This window comes from Pseudoalteromonas sp. P1-11, assembly GCF_001399995.1.
GTDB lineage: Bacteria > Pseudomonadota > Gammaproteobacteria > Enterobacterales > Alteromonadaceae > Pseudoalteromonas > Pseudoalteromonas atlantica.
Genome location: NZ_LJSP01000001.1, coordinates 208,209 through 227,296 on the forward strand (window position 1 = coordinate 208,209; position 19,088 = coordinate 227,296).

A 19,088-nucleotide genomic window follows, 5' to 3' on the forward strand; every position below is an offset into this window, starting at 1 on the left:
GTTCAGGTTGCTAAATAAGTAGCCACGTTGCGGTGCCTAAAAAGGCAAAAATACCGACAATATCAGTCACCGTCGTAAGTACAACACTACCTGCAAGTGCAGGGTCTATATTCATTTTTTTCAATAAAATAGGAATACATGCGCCAGCAACACCAGCCACTACAAGGTTCATAAACATTGCAAATGCGAGCACGCCGCCAAGCATAAAATCCCATTGCCAAAGCGCAATTACACTGGCTATAAGTATTGACCAAATAACCCCGTTTAATGCGCCTATCGCCAGCTCTTTAGCCATTAAAAATCGTTGGTTAGTTTGGTTAATGTGGCCCACGGCAATACCGCGAATAACTAGAGTTAAAGATTGGCTACCTGCTACACCACCCATTGAGGGCACAATGCCATTGAGTACAGCTAAAATAGGTAATATATCTAAGGTGCTTTCAAAAAAGCTGGCCACGAAGGCGGCAGCTAAGGCTGTGAGTAAGTTAACGCCAAGCCATACTGAGCGTTTTTTTGAGCTTTTTAAAACAGGTGCAAAGGTGTCTTCTTCATCATCAAGACCGGCAAGGCTTAATAAGCTGTGCTCTGCATCTTCACGAATAACATCAACAATATCATCAATGGTGACACGCCCAAGCAAGTGGGCGTTATCATCGACTACAGGGGCCGATATCCAGTTATGGCGCTCAAATAACTGAGCAACTTCACTTTCATCCATCGAAATAGGGATAGACTCACAGTCTTCATCCATTAAATCTTGAACAATTTTTTCAGGCGGATTAGTTAACAGTGTACTAAGTGATAATGCACCTAAAAAACAGTTATGTTTATCAACAACGTATAAATCATCGGTGCCCTCTGGCAGCTCACCGCGTAGCCTAATATAACGCAGCACAACATCAAGTGTAACGTCTGGGCGAATGGTCACCGTATCGGTGTTCATTAGCGCGCCTGCTGAGCGCTCTTGGTAAGATAAAGCTTGTGTAGCGCGTTCGCGGTCTTGCGTATCCATAGCGCTAACCACATCTTTGTACACGGTATCAGGTAGGCTACGTAGGACTTCACCTAAATCATCGTGGCCCATATCCTCAGTGGCCGCGGCAATATGCTCAGGTTCCATTTGTGCAATGATACCTAAACGTACATCTTCAGAGAGCTCTTCTAGCACATCCCCTTGCACATCTGGGTCAACCAGTTGCCAAAGCATGCGTCTAATTTTATGCGGAGAGGATTCAAGCAGCAGTGCTGTATCACAAGGTGCTGTTTTTGCTAGCATGCGTCTTACTTGAACAAATTGCCCACTATTAAGTGATTTAGTCACTTGTTTTAGTTGCTGTAGTGGATAGTCTTGTTCAAACGCTTCTGGCATTGGCATCCTAAATATTTTTGTGTAATGGAAAGGTGTTTAGTAAGTGGAGTTGCCCACTGTCATTTTCTTTATTTTTGTGCTAAACCCAATGCTGGGACTAAATTAGTGTTTAAAATTAAGTAACCAAATTTAGCAGGGGCATGGCTTTATTACCCTAAATTAAAGCACTAAATTAGGCGAGTCGGAATACCCTAATTTACTAAATCTTTATAGTCTGGCCTGATAAGTCTTTAACTTATAAGGCTATGGTGCTTTAAATTATTCTTGCTCGTTAAATCGTTGTGCAATTAATTGCCCAACCGCATGCAAAGCTTGCTCTGAATCAGGGCCTTCACAGACTACTTTAACTTCTTTACCTTTACTGCTTTCAAGTAGCATTAAAGCTAATACGCTGTCGCCTGCGGCTTCTTTATCATCTTGGTGTAAGGTGATTTTAGCATCAAACTGCACAGCTAATTGCGCAAGGACCGTTGCCGCTCTGGCGTGTAAGCCTAATTTATTTTTTATTAAAAATGTGTCTTCACAGCGCATAAATTACTATACCTAAACTGAACAGGTTATTATTTTAAGGTTACTTTTCTTGCTCACGATGACGAATTTTGACATTCGGATGCGTCATAGCAAAGCTCTCACCAATGGCTTGCGCTAAATAAACCGAGCGGTGTTGACCACCAGTACAGCCTATTGCAATAGTGAGGTAACTACGGTTATTACGCTCTAAGTGTGGCAACCAAGTTTGTACAAAGGTTTGAATTTGCCAAGTGAATTTTTGCACTATGCTGTGATTTGCCAAAAAATCTTTTACTGGTTGATCAAGGCCCGTAAGCGGTTTAAGTTCAGGCTCCCAGTGGGGGTTTGGCAAAAAGCGAGCATCAAAAACATAATCAGCTTCTTTAGGTATGCCGTGTTTAAAGCCAAACGATTCAAACGTTACAATAAGTTGCTTATCTTTTTTACCCAGTATTTTTTCGCGAATTGACTCTGCTAATTGGTGCACACTTAAATCGGTGGTATCAAGCATAAAGTCAGCGCGTGTTACGAGTACATCAAGCAGTTCTTTTTCTTTTTTTATTGCTAAATCAAGCGGCAGTGAATCGATGGATAAAGGGTGTAATCTGCGTGTTTCTGAAAAACGTTTGATCAGTGTTTGATCATCACTATCTAAATAAAACAGTGTGGGTTTAGCAAAGTCAGGAAGGTACTCGAGAATATCGTTAAATTCGTCTTGTTCTTTGGGGATATTACGAACATCTATACTAACGGCTATTTTGTCATAGTTATCTGAAACACTTCGCACTAAAGAGGGCAGTAAGTTGACCGGAATATTATCTACGCAATAATAGCCTAAATCTTCAACCACGCGTAAAGCAACCGACTTACCTGAACCAGAACGGCCGCTTATGATAATTAACTCCATTTATAGCCCTTAGTATTTACTACGATTGATCAACAATTACTTGATACAGCTCTGCATCGGTTTTAGCACTACGCAGCTGTTTACAAAATTCTTTGTTGCTCAGTTTATCAGCTATGGTTGCCAGAGTCTTTAGGTGCTGTTGGTTATCGCCATCTGGTACGATGAGTGCAACAAAAATATCAACAGGGCAGTTATCAATAGCATCAAAGTTAACAGGGGTGTCGCTAACAAGTACTAAAGCCAGCGGCTCTTCTACGCCACCCATTCTGCCATGAGGAATGGCGATACCCCGGCCAATGCCAGTACTGCCTAGCTTTTCTCTGCTTGCCAGCGCATTAAGAATATCTTGTTGTGGTAAGTAGGGGAGCTTTTCATGAGCTAGCTCACTGATAAACTCTAAAATTCTTTTTTTACTACTAAAAAGGACCGCAGCTTTGCTGCAGTCCTGGCATACTAATGTACTTAATTTCATAATATTAGTGTCTAGCAAGCTTCTCTTTATGTTTTATGACTTGACGATCGAGCTTGTCAATCAACGAGTCTATAGCGGCATACATATCTTGGTGCTCTGTTGAGGCAAATAAATCTGCGCCACTTACATGAATAGTCGCTTCTGCTTTTTGGTTGAGTTTTTCTACATCGAGAATGACATGCACATTGCTAATATGATCTGAGTGCCTTTCTAGCTTTGCAAATTTATTATTTACATAGTCTCTAAGTGAATCAGTTACTTCTACGTGACGACCAGTTAGGTTTAGTTGCATAAGCATTTCCTCTTTGTTTTTTACGTCTTATATCAAACTCTTTCTCTGATTTGACGGTGGAATAGCTAGCGATTCACGGTATTTTGCTATTGTGCGTCTAGCTACTTTAATTCCTTGCTCTGCCAATATATCCGCAATTTTACTATCACTCAATGGTTTAGCTGAGTTTTCCGCGGCAATTAGCTTTTTAATTAGGGCACGTATTGCGGTTGATGAACACTCGCCGCCGTTTTCAGTGCTTACGTGGCTTGAGAAAAAATACTTAAGCTCAAAAATACCACGTGGCGTATGCATATATTTTTGCGTAGTAACACGCGAAATTGTCGATTCATGCATTTCTACCATTTCAGCAACATCGTTTAAAACCATTGGCTTCATGGCTTCGGGGCCATGTTCAAAAAATGCTTGTTGCTGTTTTACAATACAGTTTGTTACTTTGAGCAGCGTGTCGTTTCTGCTTTCAAGGCTTTTTATAAACCATTTAGCTTCTTGTAAGTGAGAGCGAATAAATTGGCTATCACCACTTGATTTTACGGTACGTGACATAGCCGCGTACTGACTATTTACGCGTATTTTTGGCATGCTATCTGGGTTTAGCTCTACCACCCAGCGGCCTTTTATTTTTTTAACCGACACATCCGGTATTACATACTCCGACTCTTCCCTTACTATGGTATCTGCAGGTTTTGGGTTGAGGGTATGTATTAGGGTCATGACCTCTTTAAGCTCGTCTTCTTTAAGCTTAGTCTTTTTCATTAATGTACGATAGTCGCGTGCCGCTAATAGATCAATGTGATCGGTTAAGATCATTTTAGTTTGTTCTATAAAAGGGGTGTCTTTATCAAACTGGTTTAGCTGAATGCACAAGCACTCTTGTAAACTGCGCGCGGCTATACCTACAGGGTCAAATAACTGAATACGCTTTAAAACGGCTTCTATTTCGTCAAGTTCAACTTCAACTTCGTCATCGTTTTCTTGGTTAAAGCTCTCTAAAATCTCTTCGCAACTTAGCGTTAAAATACCCGAGTCATCTACAGCTTCTACAATGGCAATAGCAATGGCTTCGTCAGTTGGGCTAAAAGGAGTAAGCTGAAGCTGCCACATTAAATACTCATGTAGCGTTTCAGTAGAGGCACCTTGATAAATAGACTCATCTTCCGGCATTGGGCCTGAGGATGCCGCAGGGGCTGCGCTCATGTACTCATCCCAAGTTACATCCATTGCCATATCATCGCTAACGGTGTCTTTATTTAAAGCTTCGCCACTGTCTTGCTCGTACTCGCTGGTTGTATCGTCAGCCGATGCGCTTACGGTTACATCATCCGTATCTGCTTTTTGCTCATTTTTTCCAGCCGACTCTTCCGTGTAATCTTGCTCTTCTACTTCTAATAGCGGGTTGCTATCAAGTGCTTCTTGTATTTCTTGCTGGAGATCCAATGTACTGAGCTGCAGCAAGCGAATCGCTTGTTGCAATTGTGGAGTCATTGTAAGTTGCTGGCCCATGCGCAGCTGTAATGATTGCCTCATGTATCTCTAACAATCCTTTTATGTTGTTATAATTAATATTAGCAGATGCTTGTAGGTGTGGCTTAAATGTTACAGCCTAAATTGCTCGCCTAAATAAACATCGCGTACAGTTTTGTCATTTAATACGTGTTCTGGGGTGCCAGATGCAATTAGCTCCCCATGAGAAACAATGTAGGCTTTTTCACAAACATCAAGGGTTTCTCTTACATTGTGATCGGTAATTAATACGCCAATGCCACGGTTTTTAAGATGTTCTATTATTTTCTTTATATCTAACACTGAAATCGGATCAACACCAGCAAAAGGCTCATCCAATAAAATAAATTTAGGGTTTGCTGCCAGTGCTCTGGCAATTTCTACACGGCGGCGTTCACCACCAGAAAGTGCCATACCTTGGCTATCGCGAATATGCTGAATACTAAATTCATCAAGTAAGTTGTTGAGCGTTTCTTCTCGCGCGGCTTTATTGAGCTCTTTACGCGTTTCTAAAATAGCCATTAAGTTTTGATAAACTGTCAGCTTTCTAAATATTGATGACTCTTGCGGCAAATAGCCAATGCCTAAGCGGGCGCGGCTGTGCATAGGTAATAACGTAATGTCGTTATCATCAATAGAAATTTTACCTTTGTCGCTAGGTACTAATCCTACAATCATGTAAAAGGTGGTGGTTTTACCTGCGCCATTAGGGCCCAATAAGCCAACAATGCTGCCGGCTTCTACCTCAAGGCCTACATTTTTTACAACTTGGCGGCCTTTATAGCTTTTTGCTAATAGTTCTGCTTTTAAGGTGCTCATGGTTGACCTTCGTTACCTGTTTTTTCTTTAATTTTTGCTTCAACAGGCACTAAAATTGTGTGGACACGATCCGTAGAGTTTTCGTCTTTTTCTGCGCTAATAAGCTGCTGCTGCATATCGTAGGTAATACTTTTAGCATTAATTTTTTGACCGGCTTGTGCGACTTCAGCATCGCCAACAAGCGTTAAAAAGCGCTTTGCTACGTCGTAACGTACTTCGTTTGCACTGGCGCTCATTACGGTACCATCGTCTTGTTTTTCTTCGAAGTAGGCTGGGCTGCCAGTGGCAATAAGGAGTTGTTTGTTATCCCCTAAGTCTTCACGTTTATGTACTTCAAGTCGGTCGGCTGTAATTTTGCGATTACCATGCACAATTTCGACGTTCTTTTCAAAAATACCTACGTTTTCTTTAAGTTGGCCTTCTTGACGGTCTGCACTAATAGAAATTTGATTTGCTGGCGGTTGAGCAGCAGGCTCAGCAGCAGAGGCGCTAAATGCAAGCATTAGCGATGGGATAATAAGTATTTTAGTGAGTTTATTGGTCATAATATATTGTTCGCGTATGGTTAATTAGTTTTATTACTTCGGTTTTTAAATCGGCTTCAAGGCCTTTACCGACAATTTTTAAATTAGGCCCAGTGACAACCACTGGCTGCTCAGAGCGCATTGTTAGCGCTTTAATGTCGACTTCGATGTTATCGGCATCGATGTTATCTATCATGGCGTTATCAACTAAATTTTTAGCAACTACATTGCCTTCTAAAATAAGTTGTTTATCTTCGTAAAGCGTTGCTTCGTCTGCATTTATTCGCCATGTTTGCTTTTCGTTATACAAGGTGAAAATAGGTTTTTCAAAAAACGTAAAACCAAGCTGTTGGTACAGCTCCATTTTAGCCGCTGTGACTTTATGGCTTATTTTGCCTTGCTCGTCATAGGCTGTTTGCTTAAGCTCTATAGCGGTGTAATCGGGCTTTGCAATTACTTCAGGTTCTTGCTCTGGCGCTACATTGGTTTGGGTAAAATAAGGGTACCAAAGCCAAACCATACAGCCGATGAATAACGCACTGAGTATAACGCGTGCTGCATTCATGAACTGGTGCCTTGTGTTGTAAGCGCTATGCCATTCTCTAGCATAAGTAAGTCTGTGAGCTCTCTAACGGCGCCAAAGCCGCCAGGCATTTGCGTAGTGTAATGCGATAAGCGCTTAATAAGCGGGTGCGCATCGTTAACTGCAACGGCAAAGCCAACGCGCTCCATTACTGGCATGTCAGGGCCATCGTCGCCAATATAGGCTATTTGTTCGTCAGTTAACTTTAAAATGTTTTTGAGTTCTTGATAAGCAATAAGCTTGTCTTCTTGGCCTTGATAAATGTGCTGCACGGTTAAGCTGCTCATGCGAGTTTGCACTATTTCTGAGTGACGTCCCGTAATGACCGCAACTTCAAAACCACTATTGATCAGCGCTTTAATGCCAAAACCATCTTTTGTATTAAATGCTTTTAATTCTTCGCCTTGGTTACCGAGGTAAATTCGGCCATCAGAAAATACACCATCAATGTCGCATATGAGTAGTTTTACTTTTTTGGCGCGTGCTTTGGCATCATCGCTTAGCGGTTGATAGAGATCTTCAAATTGCATTTATAATACTCCTGCTTTTAAGAGGTCTTGCATATTTAAGGCGCCTATTGGCTGGTTTTTATCATTGACCACAATTAAACCATTAATACGTTTGTTTTCCATTATGTTTAGGGCCTCAGCTGCAAGTATATCGGCCGTGGCGGTTGTGCATGACTTAGTCATAACCTGGCTAATAGTGGTGCTATGTATATCAACTCTTTGCTCTAAAATACGGCGTAAGTCACCGTCGGTAAAAAGGCCTGCAAGCTGTTGATTGTTATCTACAATAGCGGTCATGCCCAGCCCTTTGGCTGACATTTCTATTAACGCGTCTTTAATTGTTTGCGTTACACCTATAATAGGGGTGTTTGTGCCGCTGTGCATTACATCTTTTAAAGTGAGCAACAATCGCTTACCTAAACTGCCACCAGGGTGAGAGAGTGCAAAGTCATCGGCGGTAAAGCCGCGTGCTTCTAAAAGCGCAACTGCCATTGCATCACCCATCGCTAAAGTGGCAGTGGTGCTTGCTGTAGGCGCTAAACCTAATAAACACGCTTCTTGTTCTACTTTTATGCATACGTGCACATCGGCAAGTGTAGCCATAGTAGAGAGCGGGTTGCCTGTCATCGATATTATTTTTGCACCAAGGCGTTTAAGCACCGGAATAATATTAAGTACTTCGCTGGTTTCGCCCGAGTTTGATATAAGCATAACCACGTCATTTTTGGTTATCATGCCTAAATCACCATGGCTTGCTTCGCCTGGGTGAACAAAAAAAGCAGGGCTGCCTGTACTTGCAAGGGTAGCTGCAATTTTATTACCAATATGGCCTGATTTACCCATGCCAATAACAATAATGCGGCCTTGGCAATCAAACATGAGCTGACACGCACTATGAAAGTTTTCGTCAACGTATTGTGTAATATCAGCAAGCGCTTGGCGTTCAATGTTTAATACGCGTAAACCTTGCTCTATAAAATTTAGTTGTGCCATTGTTACCCTACTTGACTAAAAATATAACCCTGGTACGCCAAAAATGCGATGAGTAATAGGCCACCTTCTACTCTATTGATACGCTGAGAACCTCTAAAGTTCAATGACATAATAATAAGCGCAAGCGTAGCACCTAACATAATAAGTATGTCGCGGTTTGCAAGTGACGGGTCAACCACTGATGGGTTAATAATACCTGCAAGTGGTAATACCGCTAAAATATTAAATATATTTGAGCCCACAATATTACCTAGGGCTAAATCATCTTCGTTTTTAAGTACACCCGCTACAGAAGCTGCAAGTTCAGGTAAACTTGTGCCAATGGCGATAATGGTTAAGCCAATAACTAAGTCGCTTAAACCAAAGTATTTAGCAATATCGACTGCTGAACCAACTAAAAAGTGTGAGCTAACAGGCAATAAAACCATGCCGACAATTAGCCATAAAACGGCTTTTTTAGTTGGTACATCGTTAGGAACCTCATCGCAGGCTTCTGAAACAAAAGGGTCATCTTGATTTTTGGCGCGCAAAGAAACCACAATCAAGCCGCCAATAAACACAGCAAATGCAACTAGCAATGCCACCCCTTCGGTGAGTGAGAAGTAGTTGTCTGAAAATACATACCACGTAGCCAAGGATACCAGCATAACAAGCGGCATTTCGCGTTTTAAAGTGCTTGATGACACACTCAAAGGGCGTAGCAGCGCAGTAATACCTAACACAAGTAAGATGTTTGTTATATTTGAACCTACCGCGTTACCGACCGCTGTGTCGGTTTTATTTGCCAAAGCAGCCGAGGCCGATACCATCATTTCAGGGGCCGAAGAACCCATAGCAACAACCGTTAAGCCAACAATTAAAGTAGGGACTCCAAAGTTTTTAGCAAGCGCTGCCGCACCGTATACAAATCGGTCGGCGCTCCACACAAGTGCAGCAAAACCAAGAATTAAAATAACAAACGAGGTAACCATTATGTTAAGCCAGATGTTCAAAATACAGATGGCGCGAATAGTAACAAAAGCCAACATGAAAGTATAAGCAAAAGAGCAGGGTCTACTATTGCAGTGCGTGAATTTTATGCGCTTAAGCAAAGGTTAAGGCAATTTACTTCAGCCTTAGAGCGCTTTTTGTAGGCGTATTACAAAATCTTACGAATTGTTTTTTCCATCTTGGCTAAAAAACCCTTAAAATAGGAGCACGAGTGAACATTGTTACGGAGAGCGACTTGTCGCAATCAATAGTAGAAGTCAAGGATGTTAGCTTTTCGCGAGGCGATAGAACCATATATAAAAATATGAGTTTTAGTGTTCCTAAAGGTAAGATAACAGCGATTATGGGGCCAAGCGGAATTGGCAAAACCACAATGCTACGCTTAATTGGTGGGCAGCTTAAGCCTGACGCCGGCGATATTTTATTCGAAGGTGGCAGTATTCCTAGTATGTCGCGCAAAGAGTTATATGCGGCACGAACCAAAATGAGCATGCTGTTTCAAAGCGGTGCGTTATTTACTGATATGTCGGTATTTGACAACATTGCATTTCCTCTGCGAGAGCACACCAAGTTAAGTGAAGCGTTAATTAAACTAGTCGTATTAATGAAACTGCAAGCGGTGGGTTTACGCGGTGCTAAAGATTTAATGCCTTCTGAGCTTTCTGGCGGTATGGCCAGACGAGCAGCACTTGCACGTGCTATTGCACTGGACCCAGAACTTATTATGTATGATGAGCCTTTTGCCGGCCAAGACCCAATATCTATGGGCGTATTGGTAAAGCTTATTAAGTCGTTAAATGAAGTGCTAGGTTTATCATCCCTTATTGTAACCCACGATGTGACGGAGGTAATGAGTATTGCCGATCACGTTATTATTATTGCCGATCAAGGCGTAATAGGGGCTGGGACACCGGATGAAATGCGTAATCATGAATCTCCATTAGTACAGCAGTTTTTAAAAGGGTTATCGGATGGACCTGTGCCATTTCATTATCCTGCACAAACGTATGCTGATGAGCTGTTAGGAGAAAACGCTTAATGTTGGATTTATTTCAAAAGTTAGGTCATAAAACGCTGGGGCGTTTTGCTGCATTAGGGCGCTCTGCCAACATGCTTTTTAATGCATTGTGGAATGTACCTAACTTTAAAAAAGGCACACCGCTGTTAGTGCGCCAACTTTATATGGTTGGTTCGCAATCATTATTAATTATTATGGTGTCGGGTTTGTTTATTGGTATGGTGCTTGCGCTGCAAGGTTACACTGTATTGGTTGGCTATGGCGCCGAAGACAGCCTAGGCCCATTAGTTGCGCTTAGTTTATTACGCGAACTAGGCCCTGTGGTTACAGCGCTATTATTTGCTGGGCGCGCTGGAAGTGCGCTAACGGCAGAAATAGGTTTAATGAAAGCCACCGAGCAACTCTCTTCACTAGAAATGATGGCCATTGATCCTCTCAAGCGCATTATTGCACCGCGCTTTTGGGCAGGTTTTATTAGTATGCCATTGCTTGCACTTATTTTTTCTGCGGTTGCTATTATCGGTGCTCATTTAGTTGGGGTTGATTGGTTAGGCGTAGATACCGGCAGCTTTTGGTCGATAATGCAATCGCAAGTATCGTTTCAAGAAGATGTATTAAACGGCATGATCAAAAGTTTTGTATTTGCCATGGTAGTGACCTGGATTGCGCTTTATAAGGGCTACGACTGTATCCCAACCTCAGAAGGGATCAGTAAAGCAACAACAGAAACAGTCGTACACTCATCACTGGCAGTATTAGGGTTTGACTTTATTTTGACAGCGGTAATGTTTACCAGCTAATAGGGTATAGATAATGAATTCACGGAAATTAGAGATTTTAGTTGGCTTTTTTGTCGCATTAGGCATTTTAGCGTTTGCAATGTTAGCACTTAAAGTGGCTAATTCGGGTATTAGCGGGTCGGGCGAAACCTACACGCTAAATGCAAAGTTTGAAAATATCGGCTCACTTAAAGCGCGTGCACCGGTAAAAGTAGGCGGTGTAGTGATAGGCCGTGTTGAATCTATTTATGTACACCCACAGGAGTTTTTGCCTGTGGTAAATATGACGATAGATGCACAGTATTTATGTCGTTTTTCAGACACTAGCTCAATCTCAATTTTAACATCGGGTATTTTAGGGGAGCAGTACTTAGGTATTCACCCTGTTATTTCTCCTAATGCAGCAGAGCAGCGCTGTTTAGGTGAAACAGTAACCGAAAACGCACAAGATCAAGCAATCGATGAGTTATTTGGCGTAGAGAGCAAAGCGTTAGGTGATGGTGATTCAATCACAGATACTAAGTCTGCACTTGTTTTAGAAGAGTTAATTGGGCAGTTTTTATTCAACCAAGGTAGTGAGTAATTATTATGTTGAAACAGTTTTTAGCCGTTATTGCACTTGGTGCAACCCTAGCTGTGCAAAGTGTTAGCGCAGCCGAAGTTAAACTGACAGATCCTAACAAAATGGTGCGTCAGGTAGCAGAGCATACATTTGAGCGCATTAAAAAAGATCAACTGCTTATCACTAAAGATAAAGAGCACCTTCGTGTTATTGTAGAAGAAGAGCTGATGCCTTACATAGACTACAAATATGCAGCACTTCGTGTGTTGGGTAGTGAAGTGTCTAAAGTGCGTGCAATTACCGATGAAGCCGAAAAAGCCGAAGCAATTAAAGACATCCAAGAATTTATTGGCGCGTTTAGAGGCTATTTAGTTGCTACTTACGCGGGGGTATTTACTCAATACACTGACCAACATGTAGAATTTGGCGCAGAGCAACCATTTAAAGGCAAAGATGTAGTTGTAGTAAAAACTAAAATTACAGAAGATGGCAAGCCTGACATAAAAATTGATTTTAAAGTGCGTGAAGATCGCAGCGGCGAGTGGCGCGCATACGATATGATTGCAGAAGGAATTAGCTTACTCGATGCAAAACAAAGTGAGCTACAAGGTATTTTACGCCAGCAAGGTATTGCACACGTAAGCAAATTACTAGAGCAAAAGAGCCAGTTACCTGTGCAATTTAGAGGCAACAACAGCAATGACTAAATTGGCAATTAGCCAAGTAGATGAGCAGCACTATAGGGTAAGTGGTGAACTTACCCACAGCTCAATTGGCAATGAACAGCTTCTGAACGCCAAGTCATTAAGTAAGCATAAAACCATCTATTTTGACCTTTGTGAGGTAATGAGGGTTGACACAGCGGGCTTAGCTTGGTTAATTCACTCTTTTGCTGAATTTAAGCAACAGGGCACACGCCTTGAATTGCAAAATCCACCTGAGCAATTGCAAAATTTAATGCAGTTGGGTCAGGTAACAACTTTATTTGAGTGAGAGTTATGGAAACTAGCCAAGTCGAAACATTATTACGCGACGAACTTCAATTATCTGAAGTAAAAGTAAAAGCCAATGGTAGCCATTATGAAGTAATTGCAGTAGGTGAGTGCTTTGACGGTTTAAGCCGCGTTAAAAAGCAACAGCTAGTTTATGGCCCATTAATGAATACTATTTCAGACGGTACAATTCACGCTGTATCAATTCGTGCATTTACGCCAACTGAGTGGAAGCGTGAACAAAAATTTATTTTACCTCAATAGTTAAGGCCTCTTAATGGATCAGTTTGTAATTCAAGGTGGCACTTCACTTGCGGGTGAAGTAACTATTTCTGGCGCTAAAAATGCCGCATTACCAATTTTGTTTGCCGCACTGCTTGCCGATGGTAAAAGTACATTTACGAATGTTCCTCGCCTTCGCGATATTGTGACCACTGAGGCGCTTTTAAGCACCTTAGGCGCAACTGTAAATTGGCAAGGCGATACACTGTATATCGATGGCGCAACCGTTAATAAAACGCTTGCTCCTTATGATTTAGTTAAGCAAATGCGTGCCTCTGTTTTGGCACTTGGGCCTTTAGTAGCGCGTTTTGGAGAGGCGCAGGTATCGCTACCTGGTGGCTGTGCTATAGGCGCACGTCCGGTTGATATACATATTCAAGGTTTAGAGCGCATGGGCGCACAAATAAACGTTGAAAACGGTTATATCAATGCAAAGGTAGAAGGTCGCCTTAAAGGCGCTGAAATTTTCATGGAAATGGTCAGTGTTGGCGCAACCGAAAACTTACTAATGGCCGCAGCACTTGCCGATGGTAAAACGGTGCTTGAAAATGCAGCACGCGAGCCGGAAATTATTGACCTGGCCAATTGCCTAATTGCTATGGGTGCAAAAATTACTGGTGCAGGTACAAGCCGTATAGAAATTGATGGCGTAGAGCGTTTAGGCGGCTGTGAGCACAGCATTTTACCTGATCGCATTGAAACGGGCACTTTTTTAGTTGCAGCAGCGATGGCTGCAGGCGAAGTACTTTGTAAAAAAACAGATTTTCATTCACTTGAGCCTGTTATTGAAAAATTACGTGCCGCAAATGCATTAGTTGAAGTAAACGATGACAGCATTTATTTAGATATGCGTAATCGTGAGCTCAAAGCCGTTAATATTAAAACCATGCCACACCCTGGCTTTCCAACCGACATGCAAGCGCAGTTCACCGCGTTAAATGTAGTGGCTAATGGTAGTGCAACAATTACCGAAACCATTTTTGAAAACCGCTTTATGCACGTACCAGAGTTACAACGCATGGGCGCTAATATTCGTTTAGAAGGGCACACCGCTATTTGTGGTGAAACGCAAAGTTTAAGTGGCGCACAAGTAATGGCAACCGATTTACGCGCTTCTGCAAGCTTAATTTTGACCGGTATTGTGGCGCAAGGTGAAACGGTAGTCGATCGTATTTACCACGTAGACCGAGGCTATCAACGCATTGAAGATAAACTCAGTGGCTTAGGTGCCAATATTAAGCGCAGAAGTAGCTAATACCCATTCGCAATAATATTTATTCGCTTTGAGGTGAGAGCACACTTGCTCCTAAATTAAGCGCGCTGAGTTAAACACAGTTTACTTTAGACATAAAAAAAGGTCGGATACGCGTATTGCTATCCGACCTTTTTATTGCCATTTTGGTTAGAGTTTAGTTTCGAGCTCTGCAACTCTAACCATTATTTTTTCTACTTTACCGTTTCGGTACAGCTCAAATTCTATTTCTTTACCGGGCTGTGTATTGCCTATTTTTTCGAGTACTTTTTGCGGGTTGGCGACACTTAACCCTGCAATTTTAATAACGATGTCTTGCTCTTCAATGCCAGCTTGCCATGCAGGACCTAATGGGTCTAAATTGGTGATGCGCATACCAGCAACCTCAGTAAGGCTGTCGTTTACCTCTTTGCCCGTGCTATCTACAGCGGTGCCTTCAAAGCCTAAATAGCCACGTACTACACGGCCATGGCGTATTAGCTTTGCCATTACTTCTTTGGCGAGCGAATAGGGAACAGCAAAAAATATTCCTTGGATATTAAGATTTTCACGAGTTTTAAACTGCGCAGACGTGATCCCCACTAAATCCCCATTTGAATTAACTAAAGCCCCGCCAGAGTTACCTACATTTATAGCTGCATCCATTTGCAGTAAGTTGTTATAAGGGCTATCGGTAATTTTTTGTTTACCGGTGGCACTAATTATACCCTGGGTGATGGTTTGCCCTAAATTGAGTGGGTTACCAATGGCCAGCACTACATCACCTACACTGGTGGTGTAATTATCGTTTACGGGGATCACCGGCAGGTGGTCGGCGTTAATTTTTAATAAGGCTAAATCGGTAATGGTGTCAAAGCCAATTAACTGCACATCAAAAAAGCGTCGGCCATCGGTTAAAATAACCAAGATTTGATCTGCATTATTTATAACGTGGTAGTTAGTTAATATGTAGCCGTCTTGCGCCATAATTACGCCAGAGCCAAGCTCTTGAACGGTGTTTTGTTGCTTATAGCGAGGCTCTTTAGAAATGCTTTCTGAAAAAATAGTTACTACCGATGGTGCAGCACGCTTAACCGCGTCAGCAAAACTAAGGTGATTTGAGCTCATAGCACTGGGCAAGGGAACATTAGGGAGTAAAGAGGCGCGCATATTAGGGCTGAAAAAAACCACTAAAAAAGCGATACCTAAACCGACAAACAAAGGGGGAAGTACAAATTTTAGTAATTTCAGCACGAGATTCTTATTGTTAGTGAGCAATTCTTTATGATGGCACAAAAAAAATAACAGCGGCAAGTGCTGCTGTTATTTTTATTGCTTATTTATAACGTGTTAGTTATTGGATAAGTACAAAGATAGACTCTCTGCCACGTTTAACGCCAAGTACAATATTACCTTGGGTATCTTCGATAATTTTATTCATTTGACGAATGTTTTCTACACGTTGGCGGTTAACTTGTACAATCACATCACCTTCTTCAAGACCAACACGTGCAGAAGGAGAGCGCGGATCTACTGTGGCGACTTCAATACCTTTAGTGCCATTTTTTTGCACGTTTTCAAGCGTTGCACCTTGGAATGCAGGATGCAGTTCATCGCCTGCGGCGGTTACACCCGAAGCACCATCAAGCGTTACTTTAATGGTTTTTACTTTGCCATCGCGGTAAATACCTAATTTAACTTCGCGTCCTTCACCTAACGTTGCTATTTTACTACGCAGCTCGTGGAAGCCACTAATATCGCTGCCATTAATACTAATAATAACATCGCCAGCTTTGATACCTGCTTTGCTTGCTGCGGTATCATCCATTACTTGCATAACATAAGCACCTTGTTTAACGTCAAGTTGCTGTGCTTTTGCAAGGCCTGCATCAAGTGGACGGCCAGAAATACCCAGTGAGCCACGGCGTACTTCGCCATGTTCAATAATTTGGTCGACTAAGTTTTTCATCATATTTGATGGAATGGCAAAGCCAATACCAACATTTCCACCCGAGGCACCTAAAATAGCAGTATTAATACCAATGAGCTCACCATTTAGGTTAACTAAAGCGCCTCCTGAATTACCTTGGTTAATAGCTGCATCGGTTTGAATAAAGTCTTCGTAGCCTTCAATATTTAAACCACTACGCCCTAATGCACTTACAATGCCCGAGGTTACTGTATGGCTTAAACCAAATGGATTACCAATTGCTACTGCAAAGTCGCCGACACGCAATTTATCTGAATTTGCTAGTTTAACTTCGGTTAAGTCATCTGCATCTATTTGTAATAGTGCAATATCAGACTCTTTATCGGTACCAATTTTGGTGGCTTCAAATTCACGGCCGTCTTCTAGCGTTACCACCATTTTTTCGGCATCTTGAATTACGTGGTTATTTGTTACTACATAGCCTTCGTCGGCATCAATAATAACCCCTGAGCCTAAACCACTAAATTGGCGCTTTTGACTACGTGGCTGAGGGTTTCCAAAAAAGTATTCAAGCGGGTCTGCACGGCGGCGCACTTCTTTTGAGCCAGAAACCTGAATGCTCACAACGCCAGGGGTAATTTGCTCAAGCATAGGCGCAAGTGTGGGTAATTGTTGGCCGTTAACTGCAATAGGCAGTTTTGCATAAGAGGCCATTGGGCTTAGTAATAAGCTTGTAGATAAGATTGCAGCACTAATAAGTGATAATTTCATTTTCATAGTCAGGGTGTACTCCACATCACAGGAAAAGCAAAAAGACTGCATAAGCAGCCTTTTCGAATTTAAATATAAAGCTGTTACATTTAAAGACTATGGGGTCAAAAAAAAGTTCCTCAAGATAGCACTAACATTTTAGTGTGCTCAGTATGTTAAGAGGCTTTTGCAGGTTTTGTATCGCCATTTTGCCCTGCAAATAAACCAGACTCACCCGAGACGTAATCGGCAGGTTGTGCTTGTGCAGATGAACGGTCAACCTCGCGCTCTTTTAAAGACGCTTGTAATTGCTCTGTTGTTTCTTTAGAGAAAAACGGCTCGCTAGGCGCTTTGTTTTTATCATCAAGTAAGAGTTGATTGGTTTCTTCAACATGGCTGAGTAGTTGGTCGTAGTTTTCTTTCATTTTATTCACAAGCTTACCTGTGCTTGCTAAATGATCGGCCACATCTTGGCGATACTGCTCAAGCGCGTTTTGTGCTTGCTCGGCTTGCTCTTTTAATTCATCTTGCTTAAATTGCTTTTTAGTAACGAATGCACCAACAAAAAATGCCACTACAGCAGTAATAATAATTAAACCTACCCACGTAACTGTGCCCATAACTTCACCCCTTTGGGAAAAAATATCTAATAATGCCTGATTCAAATATAAATCATCCTGTGGGTAATATACCCCGAGTTAAGATGCGTGTTAATATGTTGTGCAAATTAAACTGTGTTTAAAATGTAATTAGATATGACTCCTTGGCAAACTTACCAGCAAGATCTTAAGCGCGATGACTTTGTACATGACCAAGCACAAGAAAATGCAGTGCGCCATTTACAACGTTTATACGATGACCTCACAAGTAAAAAACCACAGCAACAAGGCTTTTTTGCAAAGTTGTTTAATAAAAGCGAACCTGAGCCAATTAAAGGGCTTTATTTTTGGGGTGGTGTAGGGCGTGGTAAAACCTATTTAGTAGATACCTTTTACGAAGCGCTGCCAGGTGAGCGTAAAATGCGCGTGCATTTTCATCGCTTTATGCACCGAGTTCACGATGAACTAAAAAAGCTAAATAATAAAAGCAATCCACTGGAAATTGTTGCCGACATATTTAAAGCCGAAACCGATATCATCTGTTTTGATGAATTCTTTGTTCAAGATATTACAGATGCCATGTTACTCGGCGGCTTAATGCAGGCATTATTTGCACGCAATATAGTATTAGTCGCTACCTCTAATATAGTACCTGATGATTTATATAAAAACGGCTTACAGCGTGCGCGTTTTGTTCCGGCCATTGAACTGGTAAAAGCGAACACAGAAATAGTAAATGTAGACTCTGGTATTGATTATCGCTTGCGTACACTTGAGCAAGCCGAAATATTTCACAGCCCGTTAGATGAGCAAGCCGATAAAAACTTATTTGAATATTTTGATAAGCTCTCGCCAGAGGCGGGGGAGCTTGATCAACCCATAGAAATAGAAGGGCGCTTAATCAACACACGCAAAGTGGCTAAGTGTGTAGTGATGTTTGAATTTAGCGAATTGTGCGAAACCGCACGTAGCCAAGTCGACTACATGGAAATTAGCCGTTTATATAACACTGTTATTATTTCTAATGTTAAACAGCTTGGACAAAATAATGATGATGCAGCTAGGCGCTTTATCGCTTTAGTGGATGAGTTTTACGAGCGACATGTAACATTAATTATTTCGGCTGAAAAACCGATCACGCAACTTTATACCCAAGGCAATCTTAACTTTGAATTTAAGCGCTGCATTAGCCGCCTGCAAGAAATGCAGTCTTTAGAGTATTTAGCAAAAGAGCATTTAGCATAGCGCTAATACGACTGTATCGACTCTTTAAAGTGGCCTTATTGTTGTTTTTATATAAATGCATAAATTTTTGTAATTTTCTTGTGGAAAAAACAACCGCTCGGTAGCAATGTGTTTTAAGTGCTGGTATACTCCCGCGTCTGCCACGTTGCGTTCTATGTCCTCATATAGTTTAGCCACTTGTGAGCGGCGCTAAAGTCTAAAACTCGAAGGGGTTATAGCATACTTAGAG

23 protein-coding genes and 1 pseudogene are annotated in these 19,088 nt (G+C 41.7%); 9 read left to right on the plus strand and 15 right to left on the minus strand.

Going from position 1 to position 19,088, the window contains the following annotated elements:
• Nucleotides 1–10: 10 nt before the first annotated feature.
• The 12 genes from mgtE to AN390_RS00980 all read right to left on the minus strand — a co-directional run bounded on the left by mgtE (nt 11) and on the right by AN390_RS00980 (nt 9,452).
• Complete coding sequence (mgtE, locus tag AN390_RS00925; protein ID WP_004589080.1) at nt 11–1,369, minus strand: magnesium transporter; 1,359 nt, start codon at nt 1,367–1,369, stop codon at nt 11–13.
• Between the two features lie 258 nt (nt 1,370–1,627).
• The gene (locus AN390_RS00930) at nt 1,628–1,900 is read right to left on the minus strand and encodes an HPr family phosphocarrier protein (RefSeq protein WP_004589081.1); all 273 of its coding nucleotides are present in this window, start codon (nt 1,898–1,900) and stop codon (nt 1,628–1,630) included.
• A 40-nt stretch (nt 1,901–1,940) separates the two neighbouring features.
• Nucleotides 1,941–2,786, minus strand: coding sequence for an RNase adapter RapZ (gene rapZ / locus AN390_RS00935; protein ID WP_004589082.1), 846 nt, complete (start codon nt 2,784–2,786; stop codon nt 1,941–1,943).
• A gap of 19 nt (nt 2,787–2,805) precedes the next feature.
• Complete coding sequence (locus tag AN390_RS00940) at nt 2,806–3,258, minus strand: PTS sugar transporter subunit IIA (RefSeq protein ID WP_004589083.1); 453 nt, start codon at nt 3,256–3,258, stop codon at nt 2,806–2,808.
• A gap of 4 nt (nt 3,259–3,262) precedes the next feature.
• On the minus strand, nt 3,263–3,550 hold the full coding sequence (gene hpf / locus AN390_RS00945) for a ribosome hibernation promoting factor (RefSeq protein ID WP_004589084.1): 288 nt from the start codon (nt 3,548–3,550) through the stop codon (nt 3,263–3,265).
• Between the two features lie 27 nt (nt 3,551–3,577).
• Entirely contained in the window at nt 3,578–5,077 is a 1,500-nt protein-coding gene (locus AN390_RS00950; RefSeq protein WP_004589085.1) for an RNA polymerase factor sigma-54, read from the minus strand.
• 69 nt (nt 5,078–5,146) lie between these two features.
• Complete coding sequence (gene lptB / locus AN390_RS00955; RefSeq protein WP_004589086.1) at nt 5,147–5,872, minus strand: LPS export ABC transporter ATP-binding protein; 726 nt, start codon at nt 5,870–5,872, stop codon at nt 5,147–5,149.
• Nucleotides 5,869–6,417: a lipopolysaccharide transport periplasmic protein LptA gene (gene lptA, locus AN390_RS00960; RefSeq protein WP_004589087.1), complete on the minus strand. Its 549-nt coding sequence runs from the start codon at nt 6,415–6,417 to the stop codon at nt 5,869–5,871. The genes lptB and lptA overlap by 4 nt, the downstream gene beginning before the upstream one ends.
• Entirely contained in the window at nt 6,407–6,961 is a 555-nt protein-coding gene (gene lptC, locus AN390_RS00965; protein ID WP_054982305.1) for an LPS export ABC transporter periplasmic protein LptC, read from the minus strand. Before lptC ends, lptA begins: the two co-directional genes overlap by 11 nt.
• The gene (gene kdsC / locus AN390_RS00970; protein WP_055252724.1) at nt 6,958–7,509 is read right to left on the minus strand and encodes a 3-deoxy-manno-octulosonate-8-phosphatase KdsC; all 552 of its coding nucleotides are present in this window, start codon (nt 7,507–7,509) and stop codon (nt 6,958–6,960) included. The genes lptC and kdsC overlap by 4 nt, the downstream gene beginning before the upstream one ends.
• Nucleotides 7,510–8,481, minus strand: coding sequence for a KpsF/GutQ family sugar-phosphate isomerase (locus AN390_RS00975; protein WP_055252725.1), 972 nt, complete (start codon nt 8,479–8,481; stop codon nt 7,510–7,512).
• Between the two features lie 2 nt (nt 8,482–8,483).
• Nucleotides 8,484–9,452: a calcium/sodium antiporter gene (locus tag AN390_RS00980; RefSeq protein WP_004589091.1), complete on the minus strand. Its 969-nt coding sequence runs from the start codon at nt 9,450–9,452 to the stop codon at nt 8,484–8,486.
• Between the two features lie 254 nt (nt 9,453–9,706).
• Between AN390_RS00980 and AN390_RS00985 the strand changes: the two genes are divergently transcribed.
• From AN390_RS00985 to murA, 7 genes are read left to right on the plus strand one after another with little or no spacing between them, the layout of a single operon-like run.
• Nucleotides 9,707–10,510, plus strand: a complete 804-nt coding sequence (locus AN390_RS00985; protein WP_004589092.1) for an ATP-binding cassette domain-containing protein — start codon at nt 9,707–9,709, stop codon at nt 10,508–10,510.
• Nucleotides 10,510–11,289, plus strand: coding sequence for a lipid asymmetry maintenance ABC transporter permease subunit MlaE (mlaE, locus tag AN390_RS00990; RefSeq protein ID WP_024033330.1), 780 nt, complete (start codon nt 10,510–10,512; stop codon nt 11,287–11,289). Before AN390_RS00985 ends, mlaE begins: the two co-directional genes overlap by 1 nt.
• A gap of 13 nt (nt 11,290–11,302) precedes the next feature.
• Nucleotides 11,303–11,851 carry an outer membrane lipid asymmetry maintenance protein MlaD gene (gene mlaD, locus AN390_RS00995; RefSeq protein WP_004589094.1) on the plus strand — a complete coding sequence of 183 codons (549 nt, stop codon included), beginning with the start codon at nt 11,303–11,305 and terminating at the stop codon, nt 11,849–11,851.
• Between the two features lie 5 nt (nt 11,852–11,856).
• Complete coding sequence (locus AN390_RS01000) at nt 11,857–12,537, plus strand: phospholipid-binding protein MlaC (RefSeq protein ID WP_029774075.1); 681 nt, start codon at nt 11,857–11,859, stop codon at nt 12,535–12,537.
• The gene (locus AN390_RS01005) at nt 12,530–12,823 is read left to right on the plus strand and encodes a lipid asymmetry maintenance protein MlaB (RefSeq protein WP_055252726.1); all 294 of its coding nucleotides are present in this window, start codon (nt 12,530–12,532) and stop codon (nt 12,821–12,823) included. The genes AN390_RS01000 and AN390_RS01005 overlap by 8 nt, the downstream gene beginning before the upstream one ends.
• A gap of 5 nt (nt 12,824–12,828) precedes the next feature.
• Nucleotides 12,829–13,086 carry a BolA family protein gene (locus tag AN390_RS01010; RefSeq protein WP_004589097.1) on the plus strand — a complete coding sequence of 86 codons (258 nt, stop codon included), beginning with the start codon at nt 12,829–12,831 and terminating at the stop codon, nt 13,084–13,086.
• Between the two features lie 13 nt (nt 13,087–13,099).
• Nucleotides 13,100–14,359, plus strand: coding sequence for a UDP-N-acetylglucosamine 1-carboxyvinyltransferase (gene murA, locus AN390_RS01015; protein WP_004589098.1), 1,260 nt, complete (start codon nt 13,100–13,102; stop codon nt 14,357–14,359).
• A gap of 147 nt (nt 14,360–14,506) precedes the next feature.
• Here murA and AN390_RS01020 read toward each other — a convergent pair whose 3' ends face one another.
• From AN390_RS01020 to AN390_RS01030, 3 genes are all read right to left on the minus strand, one after another.
• A complete protein-coding gene (locus tag AN390_RS01020) occupies nt 14,507–15,589 on the minus strand; it encodes a trypsin-like peptidase domain-containing protein (RefSeq protein ID WP_024033328.1) in 1,083 nt (360 codons plus the stop codon).
• Nucleotides 15,590–15,689: 100 nt separating this feature from the next.
• Nucleotides 15,690–17,042, minus strand: coding sequence for a Do family serine endopeptidase (locus tag AN390_RS01025; protein ID WP_004589100.1), 1,353 nt, complete (start codon nt 17,040–17,042; stop codon nt 15,690–15,692).
• 149 nt (nt 17,043–17,191) lie between these two features.
• Complete coding sequence (locus AN390_RS01030; RefSeq protein ID WP_353683220.1) at nt 17,192–17,608, minus strand: YhcB family protein; 417 nt, start codon at nt 17,606–17,608, stop codon at nt 17,192–17,194.
• On the opposite strand from AN390_RS01030, the pseudogene AN390_RS19975 reads away from it, so the two are divergent.
• A pseudogene (locus AN390_RS19975) lies at nt 17,547–17,675 on the plus strand (hypothetical protein); the annotation flags it as partial. The gene AN390_RS01030 and the pseudogene AN390_RS19975 overlap by 62 nt on opposite strands.
• 95 nt (nt 17,676–17,770) lie before the next feature.
• The gene (zapE, locus tag AN390_RS01035) at nt 17,771–18,859 is read left to right on the plus strand and encodes a cell division protein ZapE (RefSeq protein ID WP_055252727.1); all 1,089 of its coding nucleotides are present in this window, start codon (nt 17,771–17,773) and stop codon (nt 18,857–18,859) included.
• Nucleotides 18,860–19,088 lie beyond the last annotated feature (229 nt).